19 protein-coding genes and 3 tRNA genes are annotated in these 24,036 nt (G+C 72.1%); 14 read left to right on the top strand and 8 right to left on the bottom strand.

Going from position 1 to position 24,036, the window contains the following annotated elements; all coding sequences use genetic code 11:
- Positions 1-26: 26 nt before the first annotated feature.
- The gene (cutA, locus tag OIE12_RS10475; RefSeq protein WP_329134041.1) at positions 27-383 is read left to right on the top strand and encodes a divalent-cation tolerance protein CutA; all 357 of its coding nucleotides are present in this window, start codon (positions 27-29) and stop codon (positions 381-383) included.
- 71 nt (positions 384-454) lie between these two features.
- Positions 455-736 carry a hypothetical protein gene (locus OIE12_RS10470; RefSeq protein ID WP_329134038.1) on the top strand — a complete coding sequence of 94 codons (282 nt, stop codon included), beginning with the start codon at positions 455-457 and terminating at the stop codon, positions 734-736.
- Positions 737-946: 210 nt separating this feature from the next.
- On the opposite strand, the gene OIE12_RS10465 is transcribed toward OIE12_RS10470, so the two are convergent.
- Together OIE12_RS10465 and OIE12_RS10460 are read right to left on the bottom strand one after the other, a co-directional pair.
- A complete protein-coding gene (locus tag OIE12_RS10465) occupies positions 947-3,070 on the bottom strand; it encodes a molybdopterin oxidoreductase family protein (protein WP_329134036.1) in 2,124 nt (707 codons plus the stop codon).
- A gap of 116 nt (positions 3,071-3,186) precedes the next feature.
- Positions 3,187-3,900, bottom strand: a complete 714-nt coding sequence (locus OIE12_RS10460) for a SanA/YdcF family protein (protein WP_329134035.1) — start codon at positions 3,898-3,900, stop codon at positions 3,187-3,189.
- A 402-nt stretch (positions 3,901-4,302) separates the two neighbouring features.
- On the opposite strand from OIE12_RS10460, the gene OIE12_RS10455 reads away from it, so the two are divergent.
- The 6 genes from OIE12_RS10455 to OIE12_RS10430 all read left to right on the top strand — a co-directional run bounded on the left by OIE12_RS10455 (position 4,303) and on the right by OIE12_RS10430 (position 12,320).
- On the top strand, positions 4,303-5,106 hold the full coding sequence (locus OIE12_RS10455; protein WP_443054035.1) for a sirohydrochlorin chelatase: 804 nt from the start codon (positions 4,303-4,305) through the stop codon (positions 5,104-5,106).
- Positions 5,107-5,147: 41 nt separating this feature from the next.
- Positions 5,148-6,302 (top strand): FAD-dependent oxidoreductase, encoded by a 1,155-nt coding sequence (locus OIE12_RS10450; protein WP_329134031.1) that lies wholly within the window; start codon positions 5,148-5,150, stop codon positions 6,300-6,302.
- Positions 6,303-6,390: 88 nt separating this feature from the next.
- Positions 6,391-7,728 (top strand): deoxyguanosinetriphosphate triphosphohydrolase, encoded by a 1,338-nt coding sequence (locus OIE12_RS10445; protein WP_329134028.1) that lies wholly within the window; start codon positions 6,391-6,393, stop codon positions 7,726-7,728.
- Positions 7,729-7,872: 144 nt separating this feature from the next.
- A complete protein-coding gene (locus tag OIE12_RS10440; RefSeq protein WP_329134026.1) occupies positions 7,873-9,138 on the top strand; it encodes an NAD(P)/FAD-dependent oxidoreductase in 1,266 nt (421 codons plus the stop codon).
- Positions 9,139-9,186: 48 nt separating this feature from the next.
- A complete protein-coding gene (gene dnaG, locus OIE12_RS10435) occupies positions 9,187-11,097 on the top strand; it encodes a DNA primase (RefSeq protein WP_329134024.1) in 1,911 nt (636 codons plus the stop codon).
- A gap of 92 nt (positions 11,098-11,189) precedes the next feature.
- A complete protein-coding gene (locus OIE12_RS10430) occupies positions 11,190-12,320 on the top strand; it encodes an RNA polymerase sigma factor (protein WP_329134022.1) in 1,131 nt (376 codons plus the stop codon).
- Between the two features lie 130 nt (positions 12,321-12,450).
- Here OIE12_RS10430 and OIE12_RS10425 read toward each other — a convergent pair whose 3' ends face one another.
- From OIE12_RS10425 to OIE12_RS10410, 4 genes are all read right to left on the bottom strand, one after another.
- Positions 12,451-14,382 carry an ABC transporter ATP-binding protein gene (locus OIE12_RS10425; RefSeq protein WP_329134020.1) on the bottom strand — a complete coding sequence of 644 codons (1,932 nt, stop codon included), beginning with the start codon at positions 14,380-14,382 and terminating at the stop codon, positions 12,451-12,453.
- On the bottom strand, positions 14,382-16,115 hold the full coding sequence (locus OIE12_RS10420; RefSeq protein WP_329134018.1) for an ABC transporter ATP-binding protein: 1,734 nt from the start codon (positions 16,113-16,115) through the stop codon (positions 14,382-14,384). Before OIE12_RS10420 ends, OIE12_RS10425 begins: the two co-directional genes overlap by 1 nt.
- Positions 16,116-16,289: 174 nt before the next feature.
- Positions 16,290-17,744 carry a xylulokinase gene (locus tag OIE12_RS10415; RefSeq protein WP_329134016.1) on the bottom strand — a complete coding sequence of 485 codons (1,455 nt, stop codon included), beginning with the start codon at positions 17,742-17,744 and terminating at the stop codon, positions 16,290-16,292.
- A 203-nt stretch (positions 17,745-17,947) separates the two neighbouring features.
- Positions 17,948-18,253 (bottom strand): YtxH domain-containing protein, encoded by a 306-nt coding sequence (locus OIE12_RS10410; protein WP_329134014.1) that lies wholly within the window; start codon positions 18,251-18,253, stop codon positions 17,948-17,950.
- A 168-nt stretch (positions 18,254-18,421) separates the two neighbouring features.
- On the opposite strand from OIE12_RS10410, the gene OIE12_RS10405 reads away from it, so the two are divergent.
- The 3 genes from OIE12_RS10405 to OIE12_RS10395 all read left to right on the top strand — a co-directional run bounded on the left by OIE12_RS10405 (position 18,422) and on the right by OIE12_RS10395 (position 18,882).
- Positions 18,422-18,494, top strand: a tRNA-Asn gene (locus tag OIE12_RS10405).
- A 5-nt stretch (positions 18,495-18,499) separates the two neighbouring features.
- A tRNA-Asn gene (locus OIE12_RS10400) sits at positions 18,500-18,572 on the top strand.
- A gap of 236 nt (positions 18,573-18,808) precedes the next feature.
- Positions 18,809-18,882: transfer RNA gene (locus OIE12_RS10395), tRNA-Ile, on the top strand.
- Positions 18,883-19,171: 289 nt separating this feature from the next.
- Here OIE12_RS10395 and hemC read toward each other — a convergent pair.
- Positions 19,172-19,897 carry a hydroxymethylbilane synthase gene (gene hemC / locus OIE12_RS10390; RefSeq protein ID WP_329134013.1) on the bottom strand — a complete coding sequence of 242 codons (726 nt, stop codon included), beginning with the start codon at positions 19,895-19,897 and terminating at the stop codon, positions 19,172-19,174.
- 513 nt (positions 19,898-20,410) lie between these two features.
- Here hemC and OIE12_RS10385 point away from each other — a divergent pair.
- Together OIE12_RS10385 and OIE12_RS10380 are read left to right on the top strand one after the other, a co-directional pair.
- Positions 20,411-21,322, top strand: a complete 912-nt coding sequence (locus OIE12_RS10385) for a hypothetical protein (protein ID WP_329134011.1) — start codon at positions 20,411-20,413, stop codon at positions 21,320-21,322.
- Positions 21,319-21,846 (top strand): GNAT family N-acetyltransferase, encoded by a 528-nt coding sequence (locus OIE12_RS10380; RefSeq protein ID WP_329134009.1) that lies wholly within the window; start codon positions 21,319-21,321, stop codon positions 21,844-21,846. The genes OIE12_RS10385 and OIE12_RS10380 overlap by 4 nt, the downstream gene beginning before the upstream one ends.
- Before the next feature lie 560 nt (positions 21,847-22,406).
- On the opposite strand, the gene OIE12_RS10375 is transcribed toward OIE12_RS10380, so the two are convergent.
- On the bottom strand, positions 22,407-22,985 hold the full coding sequence (locus tag OIE12_RS10375) for a hypothetical protein (protein ID WP_329134006.1): 579 nt from the start codon (positions 22,983-22,985) through the stop codon (positions 22,407-22,409).
- An 870-nt stretch (positions 22,986-23,855) separates the two neighbouring features.
- Between OIE12_RS10375 and fxsA the strand changes: the two genes are divergently transcribed.
- Positions 23,856-24,017, top strand: a complete 162-nt coding sequence (fxsA, locus tag OIE12_RS10370; protein ID WP_329134004.1) for an FxSxx-COOH cyclophane-containing RiPP peptide — start codon at positions 23,856-23,858, stop codon at positions 24,015-24,017.
- The last annotated feature ends 19 nt before the right edge of the window (positions 24,018-24,036 follow it).

Genomic DNA, 24,036 nt, shown 5'->3' with positions numbered 1-24,036 from the left:
GGACCGGTGAGGGGATGATGGGTGCCATGACCGAAGCGAACGAGGACGTGGCGGCGCTGACGGTGCTGACGACGACGGACAGCGAGGCGAAGGCGGTGGAACTGGCCCGGGGCGCGGTGGGCGCGCGGCTGGCGGCCTGCGCCCAGATCTCCGGCCCGGTGACCTCCGTCTACCGCTGGCAGGGCGCGGTGGAGACCGCCGCGGAGTGGCAGGTGCTGCTCAAGACGACCCCGGCACGCTACGAGGCCCTCGAACGCCACCTGCGCACCGCGCACGACTACGAGACCCCGGAGATCATCGCGACGCCGGTGGTGCGGGGGAGCGCGGAGTACCTCCGCTGGGTGGCGGAGGAGACGACGCCGGACGGTGCCGGACCGGGCTGAGGTCCGCCGTGCGGGGGACCGCGCCGTGTGCCCCCGCGCTCCCCGGGGACCCCCCGCCTAGGGTCCGGGCCATGACAGACAGACGCATCCGGCACGCACTGTCGGCCGTCGCCCTGGCGGCGACCGTGCTCCTCGCCACCACGGCCTGCTCCCCCGACGACACCCCACCCCCGGCCCCGGGCGCCCCGGCCGACGACACGTCACAGAGCGCGTCGGCAACCCCGACAACCCCGGCCACGACCCCCACCCCGACCGAGACTCCGGACTCCGCGACCCCCACCTTCACCCCACCCGCGGACAGCGCGGCGAGCGCGTCCTTCATGACCCACACACCAACGGCGACGTCGAGCTAAGGGCGTCCCGTAAGGGGCGCGGGACTGTGTCGTCTGCGCCCCGCAAGGGGCGCGGGGCTGTGCTCGATCTGCGGCTGCCGCCGCGCGGGCGCGAGAAGCCCTCACCCACCCGCACTCCCCACTCGACCCCGCCCGCCCGAGTTCTCCGGGGTCAAAGGGGCGGAGCCCCTTGAAGGGATGGGAAGGGTAGGGGCGGCGGGGGCGAAAAACTCACCGCACAACCTCCACCCGCACCGCACACACCTTGAACTCCGGCATCCCCGACACCGGATCAAGCACAGGATTCGTCAACTCGTTGACCCTCCCCGCCCCCGCCCAATGAAACGGCATGAACACCGTGTCCACCCGAATCCCCCCAAAGACCCGCACCGGCACCACCACTCGCCCCCTCCGCGACACCACCGCCACCTCCTCCCCCTCAACAACCCCCACCCGCTCGGCCAGCCGAGGATGCATCTCCACGAACACCCCCGGCGCCGCCGCGTTCAACTCCGCCACCCTCCGCGTCTGCGCCCCCGACTGGTACTGCGCGAGCACCCGCCCGGTGGTCAGCAGCACCGGATATTCCGCGTCCGTCTCCTCCCCGGCCGCCCGGTGCGACACGGCCGCGAACCGCGCCCGCCCGTCCTCCGTGGCGAACCGCTCCAGGAACAACCGGGGCGTCCCGGGATGCGGACGGCCGTCCCCGCCCGCCCCCTCCACGGCCGGACAGGGCCAGAACACCCCGGCCCCATCCCCAGCCCTCTCTTCATTCCCGCCCCCTTCCGCCAACCGCCGGTAACTGATCCCCGAGTAGTCCGCCGGACCCCCCGCACTGGCCCGCCGCAACTCCTCGAACACCTCCTCCGGATCGACCGGAAACCCCTTCTCCACACCGAGCCGCCCGGCCAGCCCGTGCAGCACCTCCAGATCGCTGCGGACCCCGTCCGGCGCGGACAGCGCACGCCGGCGCAGCAGCACCCGCCCCTCCAGACTGGTCGTCGTCCCCGTCTCCTCCGCCCACTGCGTCACCGGCAGGACGACGTCCGCCAGCCGGGCCGTCTCCGAGAGGACGACGTCCGCCACCGCGAGGAAGTCCAACGACCGCAGCCGCTCCTCCACGTGCGCGGCGCGCGGCGCGGACACCACCGGGTTGGACCCCATCACCAGCAGCGCCCGGACGTCCCCGCCGAGCGCGTCGAGGAGTTCGTACGCGCTGCGCCCGGGCCCCGGCAGGGAGTCCGGGTCCACGCCCCACACCCCCGCCACGTGCCGCCGCGCGGCCGGGTCGGTGAGCTTGCGGTAGCCGGGCAACTGGTCGGCCTTCTGGCCGTGTTCGCGCCCGCCCTGCCCGTTGCCCTGCCCGGTCAGGCACCCGTACCCGGACAGCGGCCGGCCCGCCCGCCCCGTCGCCAGCGTCAGGTTGATCCACGCGCCCACCGTGTCCGTGCCCTTGGACTGCTGCTCGGGCCCCCGCGCGGTGAGCACCATCGCGGCCTCGGGAGCGCAGAACATCCGTACGGCCTCCCGCAGTTGGGGCACCAGCACACCGGTGATCCGCTCCACGTACTCCGGCCAGTGCGCCATCGCCGCCGCCCGGGCCTCCTCCCAGCCGCTCGTCCGCTCCCGGATGTACTCCTCGTCCGTGCGGCCTTCGGCGACGACGAGGTGCAACAAACCGAGCGCGAGGGCGAGATCGGTACCGGGGCGGGGCGCCAGATGCAGATCGGCCTGCTCGGCGGTACGGGTGCGGCGCGGGTCGACGACGATCAGCGTGCCGCCGTTCTCGCGCAGTTCGGTGAAGTAGCGCAGGGCCGGCGGCATCGTCTCGGCGGGATTGGAGCCGACGAGGATCACGCACCCGGTCCGCGGGATGTCCTCCAACGGGAACGGCAGCCCCCGGTCCAGCCCGAACGCCCGCGTCCCGGCCGCCGCCGCGGACGACATGCAGAACCGGCCGTTGTAGTCGATCTGCGAGGTACCGAGCACGACGCGGGCGAACTTTCCCAGCGCGTACGCCTTCTCGTTGGTGAGCCCGCCGCCGCCGAACACGCCGACGGAGTCCGCCCCGCGCGCCGTGCGCGCCCGCGCGAGCGCGCCCGCGATCCGGTCGAGCGCCTCGTCCCAGCCGGCGGGCTCCAGTACGCCGTCGCGGCGCACCAGCGGGGAGGTGAGCCGTACGGCGGACGACAGCAGCGCCGGTGCCGTGCGGCCCTTGGCGCACAGCGCGCCCCGGTTCACCGGGAAGCCGGTGCGCTCGGCCACCTCGACCCCGCCGTCGGCCGCCGGGACGAGGTTCATCCCGCACTGCAGGGAGCAGTAGGGGCAGTGCGTGGGGGTGACGGTGGTGTGCATGCCGTTCAGCCTGCGCGGGACGTGTTACGCGGTGGGGCGTACGCCGTTACGCGGGCGGCACGGGGGGCTCCCGGCGGGGCGGGGGCGGACGTGAGGGCGGGCGCGCCCGGTGGCCGTCACCCGGGCCGCACTGCCGCCAGCGCCCGGCCCACCCCCGGCTCCTTCGGGCCGAGGAAGTGCGGGTCCGGCTCGAAGACGGCGTCCAGGGCGGCCTTGGCCGCCGCGAACACCTCGCGGGTGGCGCCGTAGTACCAGGTCACGTCGTGTGTGTCGCCCGCCGCCGCGACGCCGTAGGACTCGATCCCGGCCGCCCGGCACAGGGCCACCGCGCGGCGGATGTGGAAGCCCTGGCTGACCAGGACGGCCCGGTCCACGCCGAAGATCTTCTTCGCGCGGACGCAGGAGTCCCAGGTGTCGAAGCCGGCGTAGTCCTCGACGATGCGGGTGGCGGGGACGCCGTGCTTCTTCAGGTACGCGCGCATCGCGTCCGGCTCGTCGTAGTCGTCGCGGCTGTTGTCGCCGGTGACGAGGACGACCTTGACGCGGCCGGCGTGGTAGAGGGCGGCGGCGGTGTCGAGGCGGTGGGCGAGGTAGGGGGAGGGTTCGCCGTCCCAGAGGCCGGCGCCGAAGACGACGGCGACGTCGGTGCGGGGGGCGGTGCGTGGGGTGCGGAGGTGGCCGTCGGTGGTGGTGAACAGCCAGGCGGCGGGGGTGAGGGCGAGGGTGCAGAGGGCGACGGTGACCTGTAGCGCGCGGCGCTGGGAGCGGCGGGTGCGGGGGAAGTGGGGCAGTCGGAGGAACCGGCGTCCGCGCGGGCGGGGCAGACGCATGGGTCCCTCCGGGGGCGGCGGCGTATGGGTGTTCGTGTGTTCGTGTGTTCGTAAGGGAGGACGCGGAGGGTACGGCGGTGGTTCAGGCAAGTGTGTATCGCCCCCGCCGCCCCTACCCTTCCCATCCTCGACCAGGGGCTCCGCCCCTTTGACCCCGGGAGAGCTCGGGTGGACGGGGTCTCGTTGGGGGGTGCGGGTGGGTGGGGCCTTCTCGCGCAGTTCCCCGCGCCCCTGAAGGCTGGGGGCGCCCCCAGCTTTTTGGGGGCGCCCCACCCACCCGAGCTCTCCCGCACCGTCCCCACCCACCCCCAGCCACGCTCACCACCCCCCACCCCACCCCGTGAGCCCCCCGCAAACCCCCGTGACCCCCACGCAACGGCCCCGCAACCTCCCCCCACCACTCTGAGGAACGTGACCCTCGTCCTCGTAGCCCACGGCAGCCGCGACCCCCGCACCCTCCCCACCGTCCACGCCCTCCTCGACCACATCCGCACCCTCCGCCCCCACCTCCCCACCCACCTCGGCCACATCGAACTCAACGCCCCCCTGCTCACCGACACCCTTGCCTCCCTCGACACCGACGGCGCCGTCCTCGTCCCCCTCCTCCTCAGCCGCGGCCACCACGTCACCCACGACATCCCCACCGCCGCCCGCCAGACGCGCATCCCCACCCTCGTCGCCGCCCCCCTCGGCCCTCACCCCCTCCTCGTCGACACCCTGCACACCCGCCTCCTGGAAGCCGGCTGGCCGGCCGAGCCGGACACCACCCACCGGCACCGCCGCCGCACCGCCGTCGTCCTCGCCGCCGCCGGCTCCCGCGACCCGCACGCCGCCGTCGACACCGCCCGCACCGCCGCCCTCCTCGCCGACCGCCTCGGCGTCCCCGTCGTCCCCGCCTACGCCTCCGCCGCCACCCCCACCGTCCCCGCCGCCGTGCGCGCACTGGCCGCCCGCGGCCGCGACCGGGTCGCCGTCGCCTCGTACTTCACCGCACCCGGCCGCTTCCACACGGAGTGCGCCGCGGCCGCCCCGTGGCGCGCCGCCGCCCCCCTCGGCGCCCACCCCGCGATGGCCCGCCTGGTCCTGCACCGCTACGACGAGGCCCTGGCCCGAGCCGCCACCCGGACCGGCCCACGATCCCGATTCCGCCAACCGCAAAGAGTCCCTACCAACATTGCACTGGTGTCAATCGGCGACCGTTCCTAACGTCGATCGCGCACACCCGCGACGACAGAAGGACCACGCACATGAACCTCCACCCCCGCCCGCCCGCGAAACGCGCCATGGTGATCGGCGCCGGGATCGTCGGCCTCACGACCGGACTCGCGCTGCGCCACGCAGGATTCGACGTCGTGGTCTGCGAACGCGCGCCGGAGATCCGCGCGGCCGGGACCTCGCTCGGACTGTGGGCGAACGCGCTGGCGGTCTTTGACGCGCTCGCCGTCGGCGATCAGGTGCGCGCCGTCGGCGCACCCACCGAGATGCGCTTCCACGACCCGGCCGGAAGGCCGCTCGACACACCGGAGTTCGGCCCCGAGGACCGCCGGTACCTGCTCGTCCACCGCGCGAAGCTGAACGATCTGCTCGCCGACGCCGTAGGGCGGGCGAACATCCGTCTGGGCACCGCGTTCGAGGCGTACGAGCAGCACGCGGACCGGGTGACGGTCCGGCTGTCCGACGGTCGCACTGAGGACGCCGACGTGCTCGTCGGCGCGGACGGCGCGTACTCCGCCGTGCGCGCCCGGCTCGTGCCGGGCACCCCGGCGCGGGAACACGCCGGTCACCACGCCTGGCGCGCGGTCGTCCCGCCCGGCGGCGTCACCGTCTCCGAGGACCGCCTGATCCTCGGCGGCGACCGCTGCCGGGGCGGATACGTGCGCACGTACGACGGAAGCGTCTACTGGCTCGTCAACCAGTTCGACTCGCCCCCGCCGACCGGCACGCCGAAGGAGCAGGCCATGGCCCGCGCCGCCCGCCTGGAGGAGCCGGGACGCGGCGGCGTCCTGTCCGCGCTGATCGCGGCGACGCCCGACGAGGCGATCCTGCACCACCGGATCATGCGGGTGCCGCCGCTGCCCCGCTGGGTCTCCGCCCGGGTCGCGCTGGCCGGGGACGCCGCCCACGCCATGTCCCCGCACATCACCGCCGGTGCGACGCTCGGCATCGAGGACGCCGCCCTGCTCGGCCGGCTGCTCGGCGGCACCGCCGTCGACGTCCCCGCCGCGCTCGCCGCGTACGAGGCCGACCGTATCCCCCAGTACGCCCACGTCGCCGAGCTGTCCGCGGCGGTGGAACACGCCCCCACGCCGGGGGAGTTCGCACGGCACTACGCCGCGTTCAGCCACTGGATGCTCAACCAGCGCCCCGCCGCACCCCGCACCGGAACGGGGCCCGGCGCATGACGTGAACGGGGGCCGCGACGGCACCCGACACCCCCGTCGCGCCCGACCGGACCCGGCACTGTCAGTGGTGGCGTCTACTGTCGTACCCATGGAAGGAACCGCATCCGGCGCGGGCGCCGTCCCGCGTCGGCCGTACGAGCAGTACGCCGCGCACGGCGGGTACGACGCGGCGGCGGTGGAGCGCTGGGCCCCCGAGCCCGACAAGCGCCCCGGGCGCACGGCCTTCCAGCGCGACCGCGCCCGCGTGCTGCACTCCGCCGCGCTGCGCAGGCTGGCCGGCAAGACCCAGGTCGTCACCCCCGGCACCACGAGCTCCGACTGGGACGCCAGCCCTCGTACACGGCTGACGCACTCCCTGGAGTGCGCCCAGGTCGGCCGCGAGCTGGGCGCCGCCCTCGGCTGCGACCCCGACCTCGTCGAGGCCGCCTGCCTCTCGCACGACCTGGGGCATCCGCCCTTCGGGCACAACGGCGAACAGGCGCTCAACGAATTCGCCGAGGACTGCGGCGGCTTCGAGGGCAACGCCCAGTCGCTGCGCCTGCTCACCCGCATCGAACCCAAGCGCTTCGCGCCCGACCCCGCCACCGGCGCCCTCGTCGGCGTCGGCCTCAACCTCACCCGCGCCGCCCTGGACGCCGCCGCCAAGTACCCCTGGCCGCGCGGCGCCCACCCGCGCGATCCGGCCTCGCCCAAGTTCGGGGTGTACGAGGACGACCGCCCGGTCTTCGACTGGGTCCGCAAGGGCGCCCCCGGCGACCGCAGCTGCTTCGAGGCCCAGGTCATGGACTGGTCCGACGACGTGGCCTACTCGGTCCACGACGTCGAGGACGGCCTGCACGCCGGCCACATCGACCCCCGCACCCTGCGCGACGACACCGAGCGGCAGGAGATCTTCGCCGTCGCCCGCCGCCGCTACGTCCCCCCGGACACCGACCCGGCCGCACTCGCCGAGGCCCTGGACCGCCTCCTCGCCCAGGACTGGTGGCCGCACGGCTACGACGGCTCGGCGATCGCCCAGGCCCGCCTCAAGGACGCCACCAGCCAGCTCATCGGCCGCTTCTGCCTGGCCGCCGAGGGCGCCACCCGGGCCGCGTACGGCTCCGGGCGGCACACCCGCTACGGCGCCGAACTGGTCGTACCGCCCGGCACCCGCCACGAGTGCGCGGTCCTCAAGGCGGTCGCCGACCGGTACGTCATGCAGCGCGCCGAGCAGGAGCGGCTCCGCGCCGACCAGCGGGTCGTCGTCGCCGAACTGGCGGACGCGCTCACCGCCCGCGCGCCCGACGGGCTCGACCCCCAGTTCCGGGCCCTGTTCGAGGAGGCGGCCGACGACCGCGCCCGCAAGCGGGCCGTCGTCGACCAGATCGCCTCGCTCACCGACGCCTCGGCACGCTCGCTGCACGCGCGGCTGACGGGGCGGGTGTGAACATGAACGGACGGGTGGGGAGAGGGTGGCGGGAAAGGCGCGCCGGGGCGGCCCGGCGTGCGCCGATCGGGCCACCCCCTCTTCCCGCACCGGGCCGCGTGCGGGAGGCTCGCATGTGGCGACATCCTTACGAGGAGGCATCAAGTGGTCGACGCGGATCAGACGTTCGTCATCGTCGGAGGGGGCCTGGCCGGGGCCAAGGCGGCCGAGGCGCTCCGTGCGGAGGGGTTCACCGGGCGGGTGATACTGATCTGTGACGAGCGCGACCACCCCTACGAGCGCCCGGCGCTCTCCAAGGGCTTCCTGCTCGGCAAGGAGGAACGCGACAGCGTCTTCGTCCACGAGCCCGCCTGGTACGCGCGCAACGACATCGAACTCCACCTCGGCCAGACCGTCGTCGCGATCGACCGCGCCGCCAAGTGCGTCCGCTACGGCGACGACGGCACCGTCGTGCACTACGACAAGCTGCTGCTCGCCACCGGCGCCGAACCCCGCCGCCTGGACATCCCCGGCACGGACCTCGCCGGCGTCCACCATCTGCGCCGGCTCGCCCACGCCGAGCGGCTCAAGGGCATGCTCACCGCGCTCGGCCGGGACAACGGCCACCTGGTGATCGCCGGCGCCGGCTGGATCGGCCTGGAGGTCGCGGCGGCCGCCCGCGAATACGGCGCCGAGGTCACCGTCGTCGAACCCTCCGCCAGCCCGCTGCACGGCGTGCTCGGCCCCGAGCTCGGCAACGTCTACGCCGAACTCCACCGCGAGCACGGCGTCCGCTTCCACTTCGGCGCCCGGCTCACCGAGATCGTCGGCCAGGACGGCATGGTGCTGGCCGCCCGCACCGACGACGGCGAGGAGCACCCGGCGCACGACGTGCTCGCCGCGATCGGCGCCGCGCCCCGCACCTCGCTCGCCGAGGCGGCCGGCCTGGAGATCGCCGACCGCGCCCACGGCGGGGGAGTCGTCGTCGACGAACGGCTGCGCACCTCCGACCCCGACATTTATGCCGCGGGCGACGTGGCCTCCTTCCCGCACGCACTGTTCGGCACCCGGCTGCGCGTCGAACACTGGGCCAACGCGCTCAACGGCGGCCCGGCCGCCGCACGCGCGATGCTCGGCAAGGACGGCGTCTACGACCGGGTGCCCTACTTCTTCTCCGACCAGTACGACGTCGGCATGGAGTACTCCGGCTGGGCCCCGCCCGGCTCCTACGACCAGGTGGTGCTGCGCGGCGACGCCGGGAAGCGGCAGTTCATCGCGTTCTGGGTCAAGGAGGGGCGCGTGCTCGCCGGGATGAACGTCAACGTGTGGGACGTCACCGGACCGATCCAGAACCTGATCACCAGCGGCACCCCCGTGGACACGGAGGCGCTGGCCGACCCGCACACCCCCTTGGAGAGCCTCCTCGCCTGAGCGGCGGGAGCGGCGGGAGCTGTCGGTGGGCCACCGTAGAATTCACGCGTGGCAGGACGGATCAATGACGAGGACGTGAAGGCGGTCCGGGACGCGGTTCCCATCGACGCCGTCGTGTCCGAGTACCTCCAGCTGCGCAACGCCGGTGGCGGCAACCTCAAGGGGCTGTGCCCCTTCCACGACGAGAAGTCGCCGTCCTTCCAGGTCAGCCCGAGCAAGGGACTCTTCCACTGCTTCGGCTGCCAGGAGGGCGGCGACACCCTCACCTTCGTGATGAAGATCGACCACCTCTCGTTCTCCGAGGCGGTCGAACGGCTCGCGGCCCAGGCCGGCATCACCCTGCGCTACGAGGAGGGCGGCTACAACCCCTCCCACCAGCGCGGCGAGCGGATTCGCCTGGTCGAGGCGCACAAACTGGCCGCCCAGTGGTACGCCGAACAGCTCGGCACCCACCCGGAGGCCGACACCGGCCGCACCTTCCTCGCCGAACGCGGCTTCGACCAGGCCGCCGCCGTCCACTTCGGCGTCGGCTACAGCCCCCAGGGCTGGGACCACCTCACCCGCTTCCTGCGCGGCAAGGGCTTCACCGACAAGGAACTGCTCCTCTCCGGGCTCGCCCAGGAGGGCCGCCGGGGCCCCATCGACCGCTTCCGGGGCCGGCTGATGTGGCCGATCCGGGACATCGGCGGCGACGTCGTCGGCTTCGGCGCCCGCAAGCTCTACGAGGCGGACAACGGCCCCAAGTACCTCAACACCCCCGACACCGCGATCTACAAGAAGTCCCAGGTCCTCTACGGCATCGACCTCGCCAAGAAGGACATCGCGAAGGCCTCCCGGGCGGTCGTCGTCGAGGGCTACACCGACGTCATGGCCTGCCACCTCGCCGGTGTGACGACGGCCATCGCCACCTGCGGCACCGCCTTCGGCGGCGAGCACATCAAGATCCTGCGCCGGCTGCTGATGGACAACGGCTCGGCCCGCGTGATCTTCACCTTCGACGGCGACGCGGCCGGCCAGAAGGCCGCCCTGCGCGCCTTCGAGGACGACCAGAAGTTCGCCGCCGAGACGTACATCGCCATCGCCCCCGACGGCATGGACCCCTGCGACCTGCGGCTGGCCAAGGGCGACGAGGCGGTCGCCGAGCTGGCCGAACCCCGCACCCCGCTGTTCGAGTTCGCGCTGCGCCAGATCGTCGGCCGCTACGACCTGGACACCCCGGCGGGCCGGGCCGCCGCGCTCGACGAGGCGGCGCCGATCGTGGCCCGGATCAAGAACAGCGGCGCGCAGCACGAGGTGGCCGTGCAGCTCGCCGGACTGCTCGGCATCCTCGACACCCAGTTCGTCGTCCGCCGCGTCGGCCAGCTCGCCCGCTGGGCCCGCGAGCGCGGCGGCCGGGGCCCGGCACCGGCCGCCGACCGGCGCCCGCAGCAGCAGTACGCCGCGGGACCGGCCCGGCCCGGACTGCGCGGCCCCGCGCTCACCCTGCGCAACCCCGTCTACGCCACCGAGCGCGAGCTGCTCAAACTCGCGCTCCAGCGGCCCGAACTGGTCTCCCCGGCGTTCGACGCGTACGGCGCCGACGAGTTCACCGCGCCGCCCTACGCGGCCGTCCGCGAGGCGATCCAGGAGGCGGGCGGCGCCGAGCAGGGCGTGCGGGACCCGCAGGAGTACCTGCTCCGGGTGCGCGAGGCGGCCCCCGACGACGCGGTCCGCTCGATGGTCACCGAGCTGGCCGTCGAGACGATCCTGCGCCGCACGGTGGACGAGCACTACGCGGGCGAGCAGCTGGTCACCGTGCGCCGCCGCGCGGTCGAGCGGCGGGTGCGCGACATCCAGAGCCAGCTCACCCGGCTCGCCGCGCACGGCGACCCGGCGCAGCTGGGCGCCGTGCAGAACGAACTGTGGGTGCTCCAGCAGTACGACCAGGCGCTGCGGGCGGGCGGCGCGGCGGCGCTGTGAGGGCGCGCCGCCCGTAGCTCCCGCCGCCCTGCCGGTAACCGGCGGGTCACGGACCGGACGCAAAAAGTCACCGCACGCCCCTCGTGGCGGAGATGTGTCGTACCCCACACTGGGGGCGGTGCCAAGTCCTCGGAGCGCGGCCGGCCCGCACCCCCCCCGCAGCGACTCATCCGGAGGTCGCCCCCGTGCAGACCCAGACCCGCACGCAGACAGCCGGCGCGACAGACCGCGCGGTGGAGGTGGTGGTGCCCGTGGAGCCGCCGCGCGGCCGGGCCGACACGGGCGGGACCGGCGGTTCCGGTGCCTCCGGTGGGCCCTCCTCCGACCTGTTCCGCCAGTACCTGCGCGAGATCGGCCGTATCCCGCTGCTCACCGCGGCAGAGGAGGTGGACCTCGCCCGCCGGGTCGAGGCCGGCCTCTTCGCCGAGGAGAAGCTCGGCTCCGCCCCCGATCTGGACAGCCGGCTCGCCCTCGACCTCGACACACTGGTCGTCCGGGGCCGGATGGCCAAGCGCCGGCTGATCGAGGCCAATCTGCGCCTCGTCGTCTCCGTCGCCAAGCGGTACGTCGGGCGCGGGCTGACCATGCTCGACCTGGTGCAGGAGGGCAACCTCGGGCTGATCCGCGCGGTGGAGAAGTTCGACTACGCGCGCGGCTACAAGTTCTCCACGTACGCGACCTGGTGGATCCGCCAGGCCATGTCCCGCGCCCTGGCCGACCAGGCCCGCACGATCCGCGTCCCGGTGCACGTCGTCGAGCTGATCAACCGGGTGGTGCGGGTGCAGCGGCGGATGCTTCAGGAGCGGGGGTACGAGCCGACGGCGGAGGAGGTCGCCGCGCATCTCGACCTGCCGCCGGAGCGGGTGGGGGAGGTGCTGCGGCTCGCCCAGGAACCGGTGTCGCTGCACGCGCCGGTGGGTGAGGAGGAGGACGTCGCGCTCGGCGACCTCATCGAGGACGGGGACGCGGCGAGTCCCGTGGAGTCGGCGGCGTTCCTGTTGCTGCGGGAGCATCTGGACGCGGTGCTGTCGACGCTTGGGGAGCGGGAGCGGAAGGTGGTGCAGCTCCGCTACGGCCTGGCGGACGGCCGCCCGCGCACACTGGAGGAGATAGGCCGCATCTTCGGCGTCACGCGGGAGCGTATCCGCCAGATCGAGTCGAAGACCCTGAACAAGCTCAGGGACCACACGTACGCCGACCAGCTCCGCGGCTACCTGGACTGACGCGACAGAGCTCGGGTAGGTGGGGTTCGTCGGCGGCTGCGGCTACGTCGTGGCTTGTCGCGCAGTTCCCCGCGCCCCTGAAGGGGCGCGGGGAACTGCGCGCGGGGCGAAGCCCCGCCCGGGTCGGACCTCAGTCCACCTCCGCCACCGCCTGGGCGAACTGCGCCCGGTACAGGCGGGCGTACGCACCACCCGTGGCGAGGAGCACGTCGTGGGAGCCCTGCTCCACGAGGGAACCGTTCTCCATCACCAGGATCGTGTCCGCGTCCCGGATCGTGGACAACCGGTGCGCGATCACGAACGACGTCCGCCCCGCCGCCAGCTTCGCCATCGCCTTCTGGATCAGCACCTCCGTCCGCGTGTCCACGGACGACGTCGCCTCGTCCAGCACGAGGATCACCGGATCCGACAGGAACGCCCGCGCGATCGTGATGAGCTGCTTCTCACCCGCGCTCACCCCCGTCCCCTCGTCGTCGATCACCGTGTCGTACCCGTCCGGCAACGTCCGCACGAACCGGTCCGCGTGCGCCGCCCGCGCCGCCTCCTCGATCTCCCCGCGCGTCACCTCGCGCGCGGCCCCGTACGCGATGTTCTCCGCGATCGTGCCGCCGAACAGCCAGGTGTCCTGGAGCACCATGCCGATGCCCGCGCGCAGTTCGTCGCGGGACATCTTCGCGATGTCGACGCCGTCGAGGGTGATCCGCCCGCCGGTGACGTCGTAGAACCGCATCAGCAGGTTGACGAGCGTGGTCTTGCCGGCGCCGGTCGGGCCGACGATGGCGACCGTGTGGCCCGGCTCGACCTTCAGCGACAGGTCCTCGATGAGCGGCTTGTCGGGGTCGTAGCGGAAGGAGACGTGCTCCAGGGCGACACGCCCGCGCAGCTCCGCCGGCTTCTCGCCGGGCACCGGGTCCGCGCTCTGCTCCTCCGCGTCGAGCAGCTCGAAGATCCGTTCGGCCGAGGCGACGCCGGACTGCACCAGGTTGGCCATCGAGGCGACCTGCGTCAGCGGCATCGAGAACTGCCGCGAGTACTGGATGAACGCCTGCACGTCACCGATGGACAGCGACCCCGTGGCCACCCGCAGCCCGCCGACGACGGCGACCAGCACGTAGTTCAGGTTGGAGACGAACATCATCAGCGGCTGCATGATCCCGCTGTTGAACTGCGCCTTGAACCCGGCCTCGTAGAGCTCGTCGTTCTGCTCGGCGAACGCCTTCGCCGACTCCTCCTGCCGTCCGAAAACCTTGACGAGGGTGTGCCCGGTGTACATCTCCTCGATGTGCGCGTTGAGCTTGCCCGTCGTGCGCCACTGCTGCACGAAGTGCGGCTGCGAGCGCTTGCCGACGCGGGTCGCGACGACGAACGACAGCGGCACGGTGACCAGTGCCACCAGGGCCAGGATCCAGGAGACGTAGAACATCATCACCAGCACGCCGACGATCGTCAGCAGTGAGTTGACGAGCTGGCCCATCGACTGCTGGAGCGTCTGGCCGATGTTGTCGATGTCGTTGGTGGCGCGGCTGAGTACCTCGCCGCGCTGGCGCTTGTCGAAGTACGACAGCGGCAGCCGCGACAGCTTCTCCTGCACGTCCCTGCGCAGCCGGGACACCGTCAGGTTGATGGCCCGGTTGGACAGCCGCGTGGACACCGCCATCAGCAGCCCGGCCACCAGGAACGTGCCGAGCGCGAGCAGCAGGACGTTGCCCACCGCGCCGAAGTCGATGCCCTTGCCCGGGGTGAAGTCGGTGCCGGAGAGCATGTCGGCGACGTCGCCGTCGCCGCGCTTCCGCATCGAGTCGAGCACCTGTTCCCTGGTGGCGCCGGAGGGCATCTGCCGTCCGATGATGCCGGCGAACACCAGGTCGGTCGCCTTGCCGAGGATCTTCGGCCCGACCACCGACAGGGCCACGCTGAGCACACCGCACGCCAGCATCACGAGCATCGTGGCGCGCTCGGGACGGAACTGGGCGAGGAGCCGTTTGCCCGATCCCTTGAAGTCCATCGATCGCTGGTCGGGGGCGCCCCGTCCGGCCGCCATCCGCCCCATCGGCCCGGCCATCAGGCAGCCTCCGCTTCCGTGAGCTGGGAGAGCACGATCTCCCGGTAGGTCTCGTTGTCCGCCATCAGTTCCTGGTGGCGTCCGGCGCCGACGATCCGGCCCTCGTCCAGGACCAGGATGCGATCGGCGTCGCGGATGGTCGCCACCCGCTGGGCGACGATCACCACGGTCGCCTCGGCGGTCTCGCGGGCGAGGGCCGCGCGCAGGGCCGCGTCGGTGGCGTAGTCGAGCGCGGAGAAGGAGTCGTCGAACAGATAGATCTCCGGGCGCTGTACAAGGGTGCGGGCGATGGCCAGGCGCTGGCGCTGACCGCCCGACACATTGGTGCCGCTCTGCGCGATCGGCGCGTCGAGGCCGCCCTCCAGCTCGCTGACGAAGCCCTTGGCCTGCGCCACCTCAAGCGCGTGCCACAGCTCCTCGTCGGTCGCGTCCGGGTTGCCGTAGCGCAGATTGGTGGCGACCGTCCCCGCGAACAGATACGGCTTCTGCGGCACCATGCCGACGGTCTTCGCGATCAGCTTCGGGTCGATCTCCCGCACGTCGACGCCGTCGACGAGGACCTCGCCGTCGGTGGCGTCGAACAGCCGGGGGACCAGTCCCAGCAGCGTCGACTTGCCGCTGCCGGTGGAGCCGATGACGGCGGTGGTCTCGCCCGGCCGGGCCACCAGGTCGATGTGGCGCAGCACCGGTTCCTCGGCACCCGGGTAGCGGAAGCCCGCCCCACGCAGCTCCAGATGCCCGTGCCGGCGCAGTTCGAGGACCGGGGCGAGCGGCGGGACCACGCTGCTGGAGGTGTTCAGCACCTCCTGGATGCGCTCGGCGCAGACCTCCGCGCGCGGCACCATCATGAACATGAAGGTGGCCATCATCACGGACATCACGATCTGCATCAGATAGGCGAGGAACGCGGTCAGGTCGCCGATCTGCATGCCGCCGCTGTCGATGCGGTGCGCGCCGAACCAGAGCACGGCGATCGAGGAGAGGTTCACCACGGTCATCACGATCGGGAACATCAGCGCCAGGATCCGCCCGGTGCCCAGCGACACCTCGGTCAGCTCGCGGTTGGCACCGGCGAACCGGTCCTTCTCGAACTCGTCGCGGACGAAGGCGCGGATCACGCGGTTGCCGCTGATCTGCTCGCGCAGCACCCGGTTCACCGTGTCCAGCCGGACCTGCATGCTCCGGAACAGCGGACGCAGCCGGCGCACCAGCAGCGTGACGCAGATGCCGAGCACCGGGACCACCGCGACCAGCACGCCGGACAGCGGCACGTCCAGGCCGAGCGCCATCACGATGCCGCCCACGCACATGATCGGCGCCGACACCATCAGCGTGAACGTCATCAGCGCCAGCATCTGCACCTGCTGGACGTCGTTGGTGGTGCGGGTGATGAGGGAGGGCGCCCCGAACCGGCCGACCTCGCGCGCGGAGAACGACTGCACCCGGTCGAAGATCCCGGCCCGTACGTCGCGGCCGAGCGCGGAGGCGGTACGGGCGCCGAAGTACACGGCCCCCGTGTTGCACACGACCTGGGCCAGCGAGATGCCGATCATCAGCGCGCCGAAGGAAAGGATGTAGTCCGTGTCGCCCTTGACCACACCGTTGTCGATGATGTCGGCGTTCAGGGTGGGCAGGTAGAGGGTGGCGCAGGTCTGCAGGAACTGCAGCAGGACCAGCAGCGCGATGGGTTTCCGGTAGGGCCTGAGATAAGCCCGGAGAAGTCGTATGAGCACGCGGGAACTCTCGGATCGTCGACGGCAGGGTTGCGGTGATGCACCACCCCCTATCGTCGAACACTCCACCCGTGTTACCTCAAGCGATTAATCCGACTGCGGCGCGGGTAGGTGCACGGATTCAGCCGTGAGACGTACGCCACATGGCACGGTCTCCGCGGCTTCCCGCGCGCCTCACGCCCGGAACGCCCCGGGATGGGTCTGTTCGCGCACCGACACGTACTGCTGGCGCACCGCCTGACCCACCGCCAGATCCTCGCCCGCCTCCAGCACCTGCGCCGCCGCGCCCTGCCACACCGGCGGAGTGCGCGGGTCGAGCGTGCCCTGCGAGGCGCCCAGCGCCCAGGCCGCCTGCCGGGCGGAACCGATCGCCGCGTAGTCGGCCGGCTGGGGGACGACGACCTGCGCGGCGAACAGCGAGGGCGCCGCCGCCTGGACGGCGGGCAGTTCGGCGGCGGCCCCGAGCAGGAACACCCGGCGCACCTCCACGCCGCGCCCGCGCAGCACGTCCAGCGCGTCCGCGAGCCCGCACAGCATCCCCTCGAATGCCGCCCGCGCCAGGTGCTCCGGCTTCATCGACTCCCGCCGCAGCCCCGCCAGCGTGCCCGCGGTGTGCGGCAGGCTCGGCGTGCGCTCGCCCTCCAGATAGGGCAGCAGGACGAGGCCGTGCGAACCGGGCGTCGACTTCATCGCCAGCTCCGACAGTGCCTCCAGATCCGGCACGCCGAGCAGATCGGCGGCGCCGCGCAGCGCCCGTACGGCGTTGGTGGTGGTGACCACCGGCAGATGCATCCCGGTGGCGTCCGCGAGCGAGGTGATCATCCCCGACGGGTCCACCAGGGCCTCGGGGTGCACGGCCATCACCGAACCGGAGGCGCCCAGCGACACCACCGCGTCGCCGAGGCCGATGCCGAGCCCGAACGCGGCGGCCATCGTCTCGCCGGTCCCCGCCGAGATCAGCAGCCCCTCCGGGGTGTGCCCGGCCGCGTCGGCGGGGCCGAGCACCTCGGGCAGCATCGCCTGGTGGCCGAGCGCGAGTTCCACCAGGTCCGGCCGGTACGCGCCGCTCGCCGCCGACCAGTAGCCGGTGCCCGAGGCGCCGCCCCGGTCCGTGGTCCGGCGCACCGGCCGGCCGAGCAGCTGCCACACCAGCCAGTCGTGCGCCTGGAGCAGCATGGCGGTGCGCGCGGCGTTCTCGGGTTCGGTCTTGGCCAGCCAGCGCAGCTTCGTCACCGGCTGCGCGGCACCCGGCACACAGCCCACCGACTGCGCCCACGCCTGCCGTCCGCCGAGCGCGTCGATCAGATCGGCGGCCGCGACCTGGGCCCGCTTGTCGCCGCCGACGAGCGCCGGGCGGACGGTGCCGCCCTGGGAGTCGAGCGGCACCACCGCGCCGGCCTGCGCGGAGACGCCGATGGCCTGCACTCCCTCGAGGAGACCGCCGCTCGCCGCGTCGCCGAGGGAGAGCAGCCAGGCCTGCGGATCGACGTCGGAAGGACGTCCGCCGCCCTCTCGCGCCTCCAGCGGATGTGGCGCGTACCCCTGCCTGAGCACGGCCCCCGTGTCCGTGTCACACACGACGATACGAGTGAAATCGGGCGAACTGTCCAACCCGGCGACTATCCCCATGGCGGAATTGTGCCGCACGCCCACGACGGGCCGCGCCGCCCCCCGGGGCGGTTCGTCCGGCTTCCGGGGCGGTTCGTCCGGTTCCCGGGCTGCGGCGGGGCCGGTACGCGGGCGGGCCCGGGGTGTGAACGGGAGGGGTGGCCCTGGCCATCCCCGCCGCCCGCGCCCCGGGCCCGGTACTACCGCGGCTGCCCGCCGTGGGGTTACGTCGTGCTCGTGCCCCAGTCGTCGCGGCCGGAGCCGGCCGTGCTGCGGTCGCGCAGCGACTGGACCCGGCGGCTCACCGAGTCCGGCATGCGGTCACCCACCTTGTCGCTCACCGCGCCGTAGGCCTTGCCGGCGAATTCCCGGCCCTGCTGGGCGGCGGATTCGGCGGTGTTGCGCACCGCGGGGTTCTGCGCCACCCGCCGTGCCGACTTCTTCAGCTGCTCGTAACGCTCGCGTCCGGCCCGTGTGCCCAGTACGTAGCCCACGGCCAGCCCGACCACGAACGTCAGCCGATAGCGCATGACGGCCACCCTTCCCTTGCTCTTGCGTCCCGGTCCTTGCGCGGGCGCCGGTCGTGGGGGATACCGATTGGCGAAGCACCCCCCTGCTTGCGCTAATGTATGTGTCGCAGCGAACGCGCGCCCTCCGGGGCGGCTACCCGGGTAGCTACGTTCGATGCGACGAGGCATTCCTCCGTAGCTCAATTGGCAGAGCAGCCGGCTGTTAACCGGCAGGTTACTGGTTCGAGTCCAGTCGGGGGAGCTCAATCCTCCGTAGCTCAATTGGCAGAGCAGCCGGCTGTTAACCGGCAGGTTACTGGTTCGAGTCCAGTCGGGGGAGCATGCTGAACGAGGACCCTTCAGGGGTCCTTTTTCATGTCCGGCCGAAGGCACGTCCCGGCGGCCGATTCCGGGTCCGGCCGCACGTCCGGTTGACGTTCCGGGAACCGCGCGGGCCGCCGCGGAGTCTCCAAGGACAGCAAGGTCGCCGAGCGCCCGCCCACCTGGAGCAGGAGATCGTATGAGCGGCTATGCTGCGGCAGACGGCGCGCACACATGTACGCGACGCGCCGCAACGGGGCGGTAGCTCAGCCGGTTAGAGCAGCGGACTCATAATCCGCCGGCCGTGGGTTCGAGTCCCACCCGCCCCACTCAAGCTCGGCTCTTCGGACGCCGCGCGCCCGCGAAGATCAGTAGCTCGGCCGATGCTCGGCCGAGCTGTCGAGAGATCACTGCTCGTCCGAAGCTCTGAGGCCGGGGGCATCTTCGCTCCCGGCCCCATGCCGAGCCTGGACCGCCCCGTGAGACTGTTCTCCCTACATACGAAGAGCCCCGACCGCGTGTTCCGGCGTCCTGAGCTGCCTTCAGTACACTCGTAGGCCGCCTCGTCCGTGAGGCCACTCAGCCACGGAAACGCGCTGCTGTGCACGCTCATGCTCCTCAGTGCGGGATGCCCACGATGATGTCTCTCGCTCCTTGACGCAGGAGTTCGGCGGAGACGCGTGCTCCGAGGGTGCCGGGGTCGTTGCTGGACTCGCCCCAGATGTGGGCGTGGACGAACTTCGAGCCGTCGCGGGAGAAGACCATGCCCCGCAAGGACAGTTGCCCGTCGGGCTCGGTGACGCAGTGCCCGGCGATGGGGGAGTTGCAGTGGCCTCGCAGGCCGTGGAGCATCACGCGCTCGGCGGTGACCTCGGTCATCGTCTGCTCGTGGTTCAAGGACGCCAGCAGGCCCGCCACGGGACCGTCGTCCTGACGGCACTCCAGGCCCAGCACGCCCGCGCCGACGGCGGGGAGCATCTCGTGGACGGAGAAGACCTGACGGCCACGGTGGGACAGCCCCAGCCGTTCCAGGCCGGAGGTCGCCAGGATCATGGCGTCCAGCTTGGTGTCGATCTTCTTGGCGCCGTCGAGCTTCTCGATCCGGGTCCCCACCGCCCCGCGCACGCGGACGACGCTGAGGTCCGGGCGGACGCGGTTGATCTGCGCCTTGCGCCGCACGGCCGAGGTGGCCACGGCGGCTCCCGGCGGGAGGTCGTCCAGGGTCTGGAGGTCCGAGCCCTCGGGGAAGAGCAGCACGTCCCGGGCCGCCTCGGCGCTCTCCTCCAGATTCGGCAGGGTCTCGGAGTACCCGGGGTGGCCGGTGTGGTGGGGTTTCGCTGACACGATCATCTGAACCTCTGGGGGAGTCGGCGTACGACGGCCTCGGTTCAGTCAACGACCGCTCCTTTGCCACGAGGAGGAAAAGTCCGTCGGATGTTCGTCACCCTCAAGCGGAAATTCCAGGGTTAGCGCCTGAACTGACGCGGCGTCAGTAACCACCGTGGATGCATGGAGGGGAACACGAGCCTGGCCGGCGCCATGCGGGAAGCGGGCTTCCGTCAGACCGAGTTGGCCGAGACCGTCAACGAGCGCCTGCGCTCGCAAGGCCATGACGGGACGGTGAGTGACCGGACTGTTCGCAACTGGCTGACCGGAAAGACCCGCTGGCCCTACCCCCGGCAGCGTGAGGCACTGGAGGCAGTATTCGGCTGTACGGCCGAAGAGCTGGGCTTCTGCCCGCCGACGGGATCTCGTACCAGCGACCCGGAGGCATCCGTGAGACGCAGGAACTTCCTCACCAGCACAACAGGTACGGCCGCCTCCGTCGTGAGCGCTTTCCACGGTGCTCCACCCCGAGTGGGCACCTCGGACGTCATCCGTCTGCGCAGCGGCCTGGACGCCCTGATGGCCCTGGACGACACCCAGGGAGGCCACGAAGGACTGGAACGGGCGGCGCTGGCGGGAGCGGCCGAAGCCCTGGAGAAGCAGAAGCTCGGGGCCACCCAGCGCATTCGCCTCCGGTTGTTCTCCGTCGCCGCCGACTACACCGCCACGGCCGCCTGGAGCGCCCTGGACGCACGCCGGTCGGACCGCGCTTCCGCCCTGCTGGGCAAAGCCCTGTACCTGGCAGGGATGGCTCAGGACTCCGTCGTGGAACTGAGGGTCTGGAACTCCTACGCCATGCTCGCCCACCAGCGCGGAGAGCACACTGATGCCGTCGACTCCGCCCAGGCCGCCCAGGCCACCTCCCTCACCAGACGGGACCCGTTCTACGCCTCCCTGGCCCACGCGCGTACGGCCATCGGCCACTCCAACCTCAAGGACCGTCAGGCCGCCCTGCGCTCCCTGGGACATGCCCAGGAGGCTCTGAGCAAGGTGGACGGATCCGAACCTCGCCCGAGCTGGGTGGCGCTCTACGGGCCGGCTGAACTGACGGCCATGACCGCGATCGTCCGGGACAGGATCGGGGATGCCGCCGAGTCCGAGGCCGCATCCCATCAGGCCCTGGCCACCATCCCGGAGCACTTCCGCAGAAACCGCGCTCTGGCCACCGCGCGACTCGCCCTGGCCCAGCTCCACCAGCGCGACATCGACCAGGCGTGCGCCACGGCCTCCGGCGTGTTCGAGCTGATGGCGGACTCAGCGCTCCCGGGACGGATGCGTTCCCTGCTCGGCGACTACTACCGAGACCTGATCACGCTTGCGCCGGACGCGACGGTCGCACAAGAGTGGGGAGACCGCTACCGCACGCATTGGAGGCGAGCTTGAGCGCCAACGGTCTGGACGTCCGCCGCTTCAGCCACGCGGATCTCCCGCAGATCCGCCAGGCACTGATCGACGTGCACGCCGACGCCTACGCCGATGCGATGGACGACGAGTTCAACCAGCGCTTCCCCTGGTTCGTGGATCACTGGGGCGGCAACCCCGGCTTCGCCTGCGTGATCGCTTTCGACGCCGGGGAACCGGTGGCCTTCGCCTACGGAGCCCCGGCAACCCCGAAGCGGGAGTGGTGGCGCGAGCACCTCGATCCCGCCCCGGAGACGGACCGGACCTTCTCCTACTCGGAGCTGGCCGTCCGAACGAAGTACCGCAAGACCGGAACGGCGGAGTTGGTCACCCGGGCTCTCCTGGAGGACCGGGACGAAGACCTCGCCGTCCTCCTGGTCGATACCGAGCACCCGCGAGTTCAAGGTCTCTACGAGTCCTGGGGCTTCCGCAAGGTCGGAGAGCGGCAGCCCTTCCCCGACTCCCCGGTCTACGCCGTCATGCTCGCGGACCTGCCGCTCAAGTAGCCGGAACGAAAAAAAGGCCCCGGCTTTCCGCTAGGGAGACCGGGGCTTCAGTGTCTCGCCAGAGATCACCCAAAGGGCGCCTCAGAGGTGCCACGAGCGCAGTACTTGACTCGGACCAGCGGAGATCGCGAGCTCCGCCCCGGACATGGGTTCGATCGGTCCCCGGTCAGGCGTGCTCGCCCATCACGCCTTCTGGTCGGCGTGGACCTTTCGGACACCTACGCATCCCTGCTCCGGGAGGTTGAGCTGGAGATCGCGGAGAAGGCGGCGTACCTGGCCCCCCGAGCGAGGAAAACACCGTGAGAGGAAGATCTGGGGGCCCTATGGCCGAGGGAGCGGATCAGGCCTTCGATCTACGCGAGGAAGTCCTTCCTGCTCGGCCGCTGCTCGGCCGAACGCCTCGGATCAGGGCGTCACGGGGTGACAGCGCACGGGACGAACCGTATCGGGTGTGCCGGCGACTCATAATCCGCCGGCCGTGGGTTCGAGTCCCACCCGCCCCACCACTGCGGGCGCCTGACGGGGACAGGGGCTCCGTCAGGCGGCGGGTCCGGGGGACGTCACTTCTGCTGGAGGACCGGCGGGCACGTGCCCGTCTCCTCGCCGATGGAGTTGATCTCGGCGTTGGAACGCGAGTCGTCGGCGTAGTTGATCTGGTCGGTGCACTTCGTGTCCGGGTCCTTCGGCGTACCCGCGGACTTGTCGGACTTCTCGACGGGCGGGCAGGTGCCGGTGTCCGCGCCGATGGAGTTGATCTCGGCGTTCGAACGGGAGTCGCCCGCGTAGTCGATCTGGTCCGTGCACTTCACGTCGGACGGCGACTTCTGGACCGGCGGACAGGTGCCCGTGTCCGCGCCGATGGAGTTGATCTCGGCGTTGGAGCGGGAGTCGTCGGCGTAGTCGATCTGGTCCGTGCACTTCATGCCGGACTTGGCGGGCGTGCCCGCGGACTTGCCCGACGACGTACCCGACGACGTTCCCTTGCCCGACGCCCCGTCGGACTGCGCGGTGCTCGTGGCCGCTGGCTTGCCCGTGGCGGCGGAGGGCGCACTGGCCATGTCGTCACCGTTGCAGGCCGTCAGGGACAGGCCGAGGGCCACCGCGGTCATGGTCAGGATCGAGATCTTCCGAGTGCGCATTGTCGTGTCCGTCCTCGTGTGGGGCTGGGTCGGCCGTTCGGGCCCGGGTGGCTTTCCGTCCCCCTAGACGGGCGGCCCGGTCGGCACCGTTGCGTCGCGGGTGCCGTCACGACACTCCCGTGACATGGCAGTGGCAGCGGCGTGAAGTTCCCACCGGGCGGACCACGTTCCTGTGACACACCGAAGGGGAGGACACCTGCGGTGGGACGGCGGGAGGGGGCGGGACAGCCCGACGCCTCCGGACCGCCCACCCCGGGCGGTGTGAGGGCGGGCTTCGAGGACGGTACGACGCAGGTCCGGTCGGGCTGCTACGGCGACGCCGACCCCGTCGTCACCACCGACCCGCCTACGAGGGCACGCACGCCCTGCGGTTCGCCCCGAGCCCGGACGGCCGCACGGGCGTCGGCACCAACCGTGACCTCGGCTCCCGCGCGCCCGGCGCGACGGCCACCTACCACGTGTACGCCGACCGACCGGGCACGGCGGTCACCCCGTTCGTCCGGGACGACGGCCACCGGGCGACCCGGACCACGCCCGTCGCCCTGCCCGCCGGCGCCGGCCGGTGGACGACGGTCACCCGGACCGTTCCGGAGGCCGACCCGGTCGGCGCCCTCGGCGGCGTCCTTTCCCACTGCCGGGAGGGGCGCCCGGCGTGCGGGACGCGCCCCCGCGGTGACAATGGCATCAGACGACTCGTCCGGTACGTTCCGGACACCGTTCGGACACGTGTGCGCGCCGCCCGCACGACACCGGTCCCGAGGGCTCGACGGAGGGTGCGTTCCTCTATAGTTCTGCCGTTGCCCGGACCCCGGCGCGGCACCGTACGACACGCGTGCACGCACGCCTCCAGGGAAGGGCACGTACGTGCTGATGGACACGAGCGATTCCGAGTACGCCTCGGTTCTGGTGGATGTCGCCCACGTGCCCATGGACACGCTCGACACACTGCCGGAGACGGCGCTGACGGCGGTACTGCGGGAACTGCGACAGCCGTCGGCGGAGCCGTTCGCGGCCTTCGAGTCGGCCCTCTAGGTTCTCCCGCGACGGACTC

Origin of the sequence: Streptomyces sp. NBC_00670 (assembly GCF_036226765.1) — a bacterium.
GTDB lineage: Bacteria > Actinomycetota > Actinomycetes > Streptomycetales > Streptomycetaceae > Streptomyces.
Note: the sequence above shows the minus strand (reverse complement) of the source record. Positions and strands in the feature narration are given on the sequence as shown.

Excerpts from the sequence above, each read along its gene's own strand:
- OIE12_RS10425 (WP_329134020.1), bottom strand. The coding sequence starts at position 14,382 with ATGGCCGGGCCGATGGGGCGGATGGCGGCCGGACGGGGCGCCCCCGAC.
- OIE12_RS10430 (WP_329134022.1), top strand. The coding sequence starts at position 11,190 with ATGTGTCGTACCCCACACTGGGGGCGGTGCCAAGTCCTCGGAGCGCGG.
- OIE12_RS10470 (WP_329134038.1), top strand. The coding sequence starts at position 455 with ATGACAGACAGACGCATCCGGCACGCACTGTCGGCCGTCGCCCTGGCG.
- OIE12_RS10465 (WP_329134036.1), bottom strand. The coding sequence starts at position 3,070 with ATGCACACCACCGTCACCCCCACGCACTGCCCCTACTGCTCCCTGCAG.
- cutA (WP_329134041.1), top strand. The coding sequence starts at position 27 with ATGACCGAAGCGAACGAGGACGTGGCGGCGCTGACGGTGCTGACGACG.
- OIE12_RS10410 (WP_329134014.1), bottom strand. The coding sequence starts at position 18,253 with ATGCGCTATCGGCTGACGTTCGTGGTCGGGCTGGCCGTGGGCTACGTA.
- OIE12_RS10445 (WP_329134028.1), top strand. The coding sequence starts at position 6,391 with ATGGAAGGAACCGCATCCGGCGCGGGCGCCGTCCCGCGTCGGCCGTAC.
- OIE12_RS10450 (WP_329134031.1), top strand. The coding sequence starts at position 5,148 with ATGAACCTCCACCCCCGCCCGCCCGCGAAACGCGCCATGGTGATCGGC.
- OIE12_RS10375 (WP_329134006.1), bottom strand. The coding sequence starts at position 22,985 with ATGCGCACTCGGAAGATCTCGATCCTGACCATGACCGCGGTGGCCCTC.
- OIE12_RS10460 (WP_329134035.1), bottom strand. The coding sequence starts at position 3,900 with ATGCGTCTGCCCCGCCCGCGCGGACGCCGGTTCCTCCGACTGCCCCAC.
- fxsA (WP_329134004.1), top strand. The coding sequence starts at position 23,856 with ATGGACACGAGCGATTCCGAGTACGCCTCGGTTCTGGTGGATGTCGCC.
- OIE12_RS10415 (WP_329134016.1), bottom strand. The coding sequence starts at position 17,744 with ATGGGGATAGTCGCCGGGTTGGACAGTTCGCCCGATTTCACTCGTATC.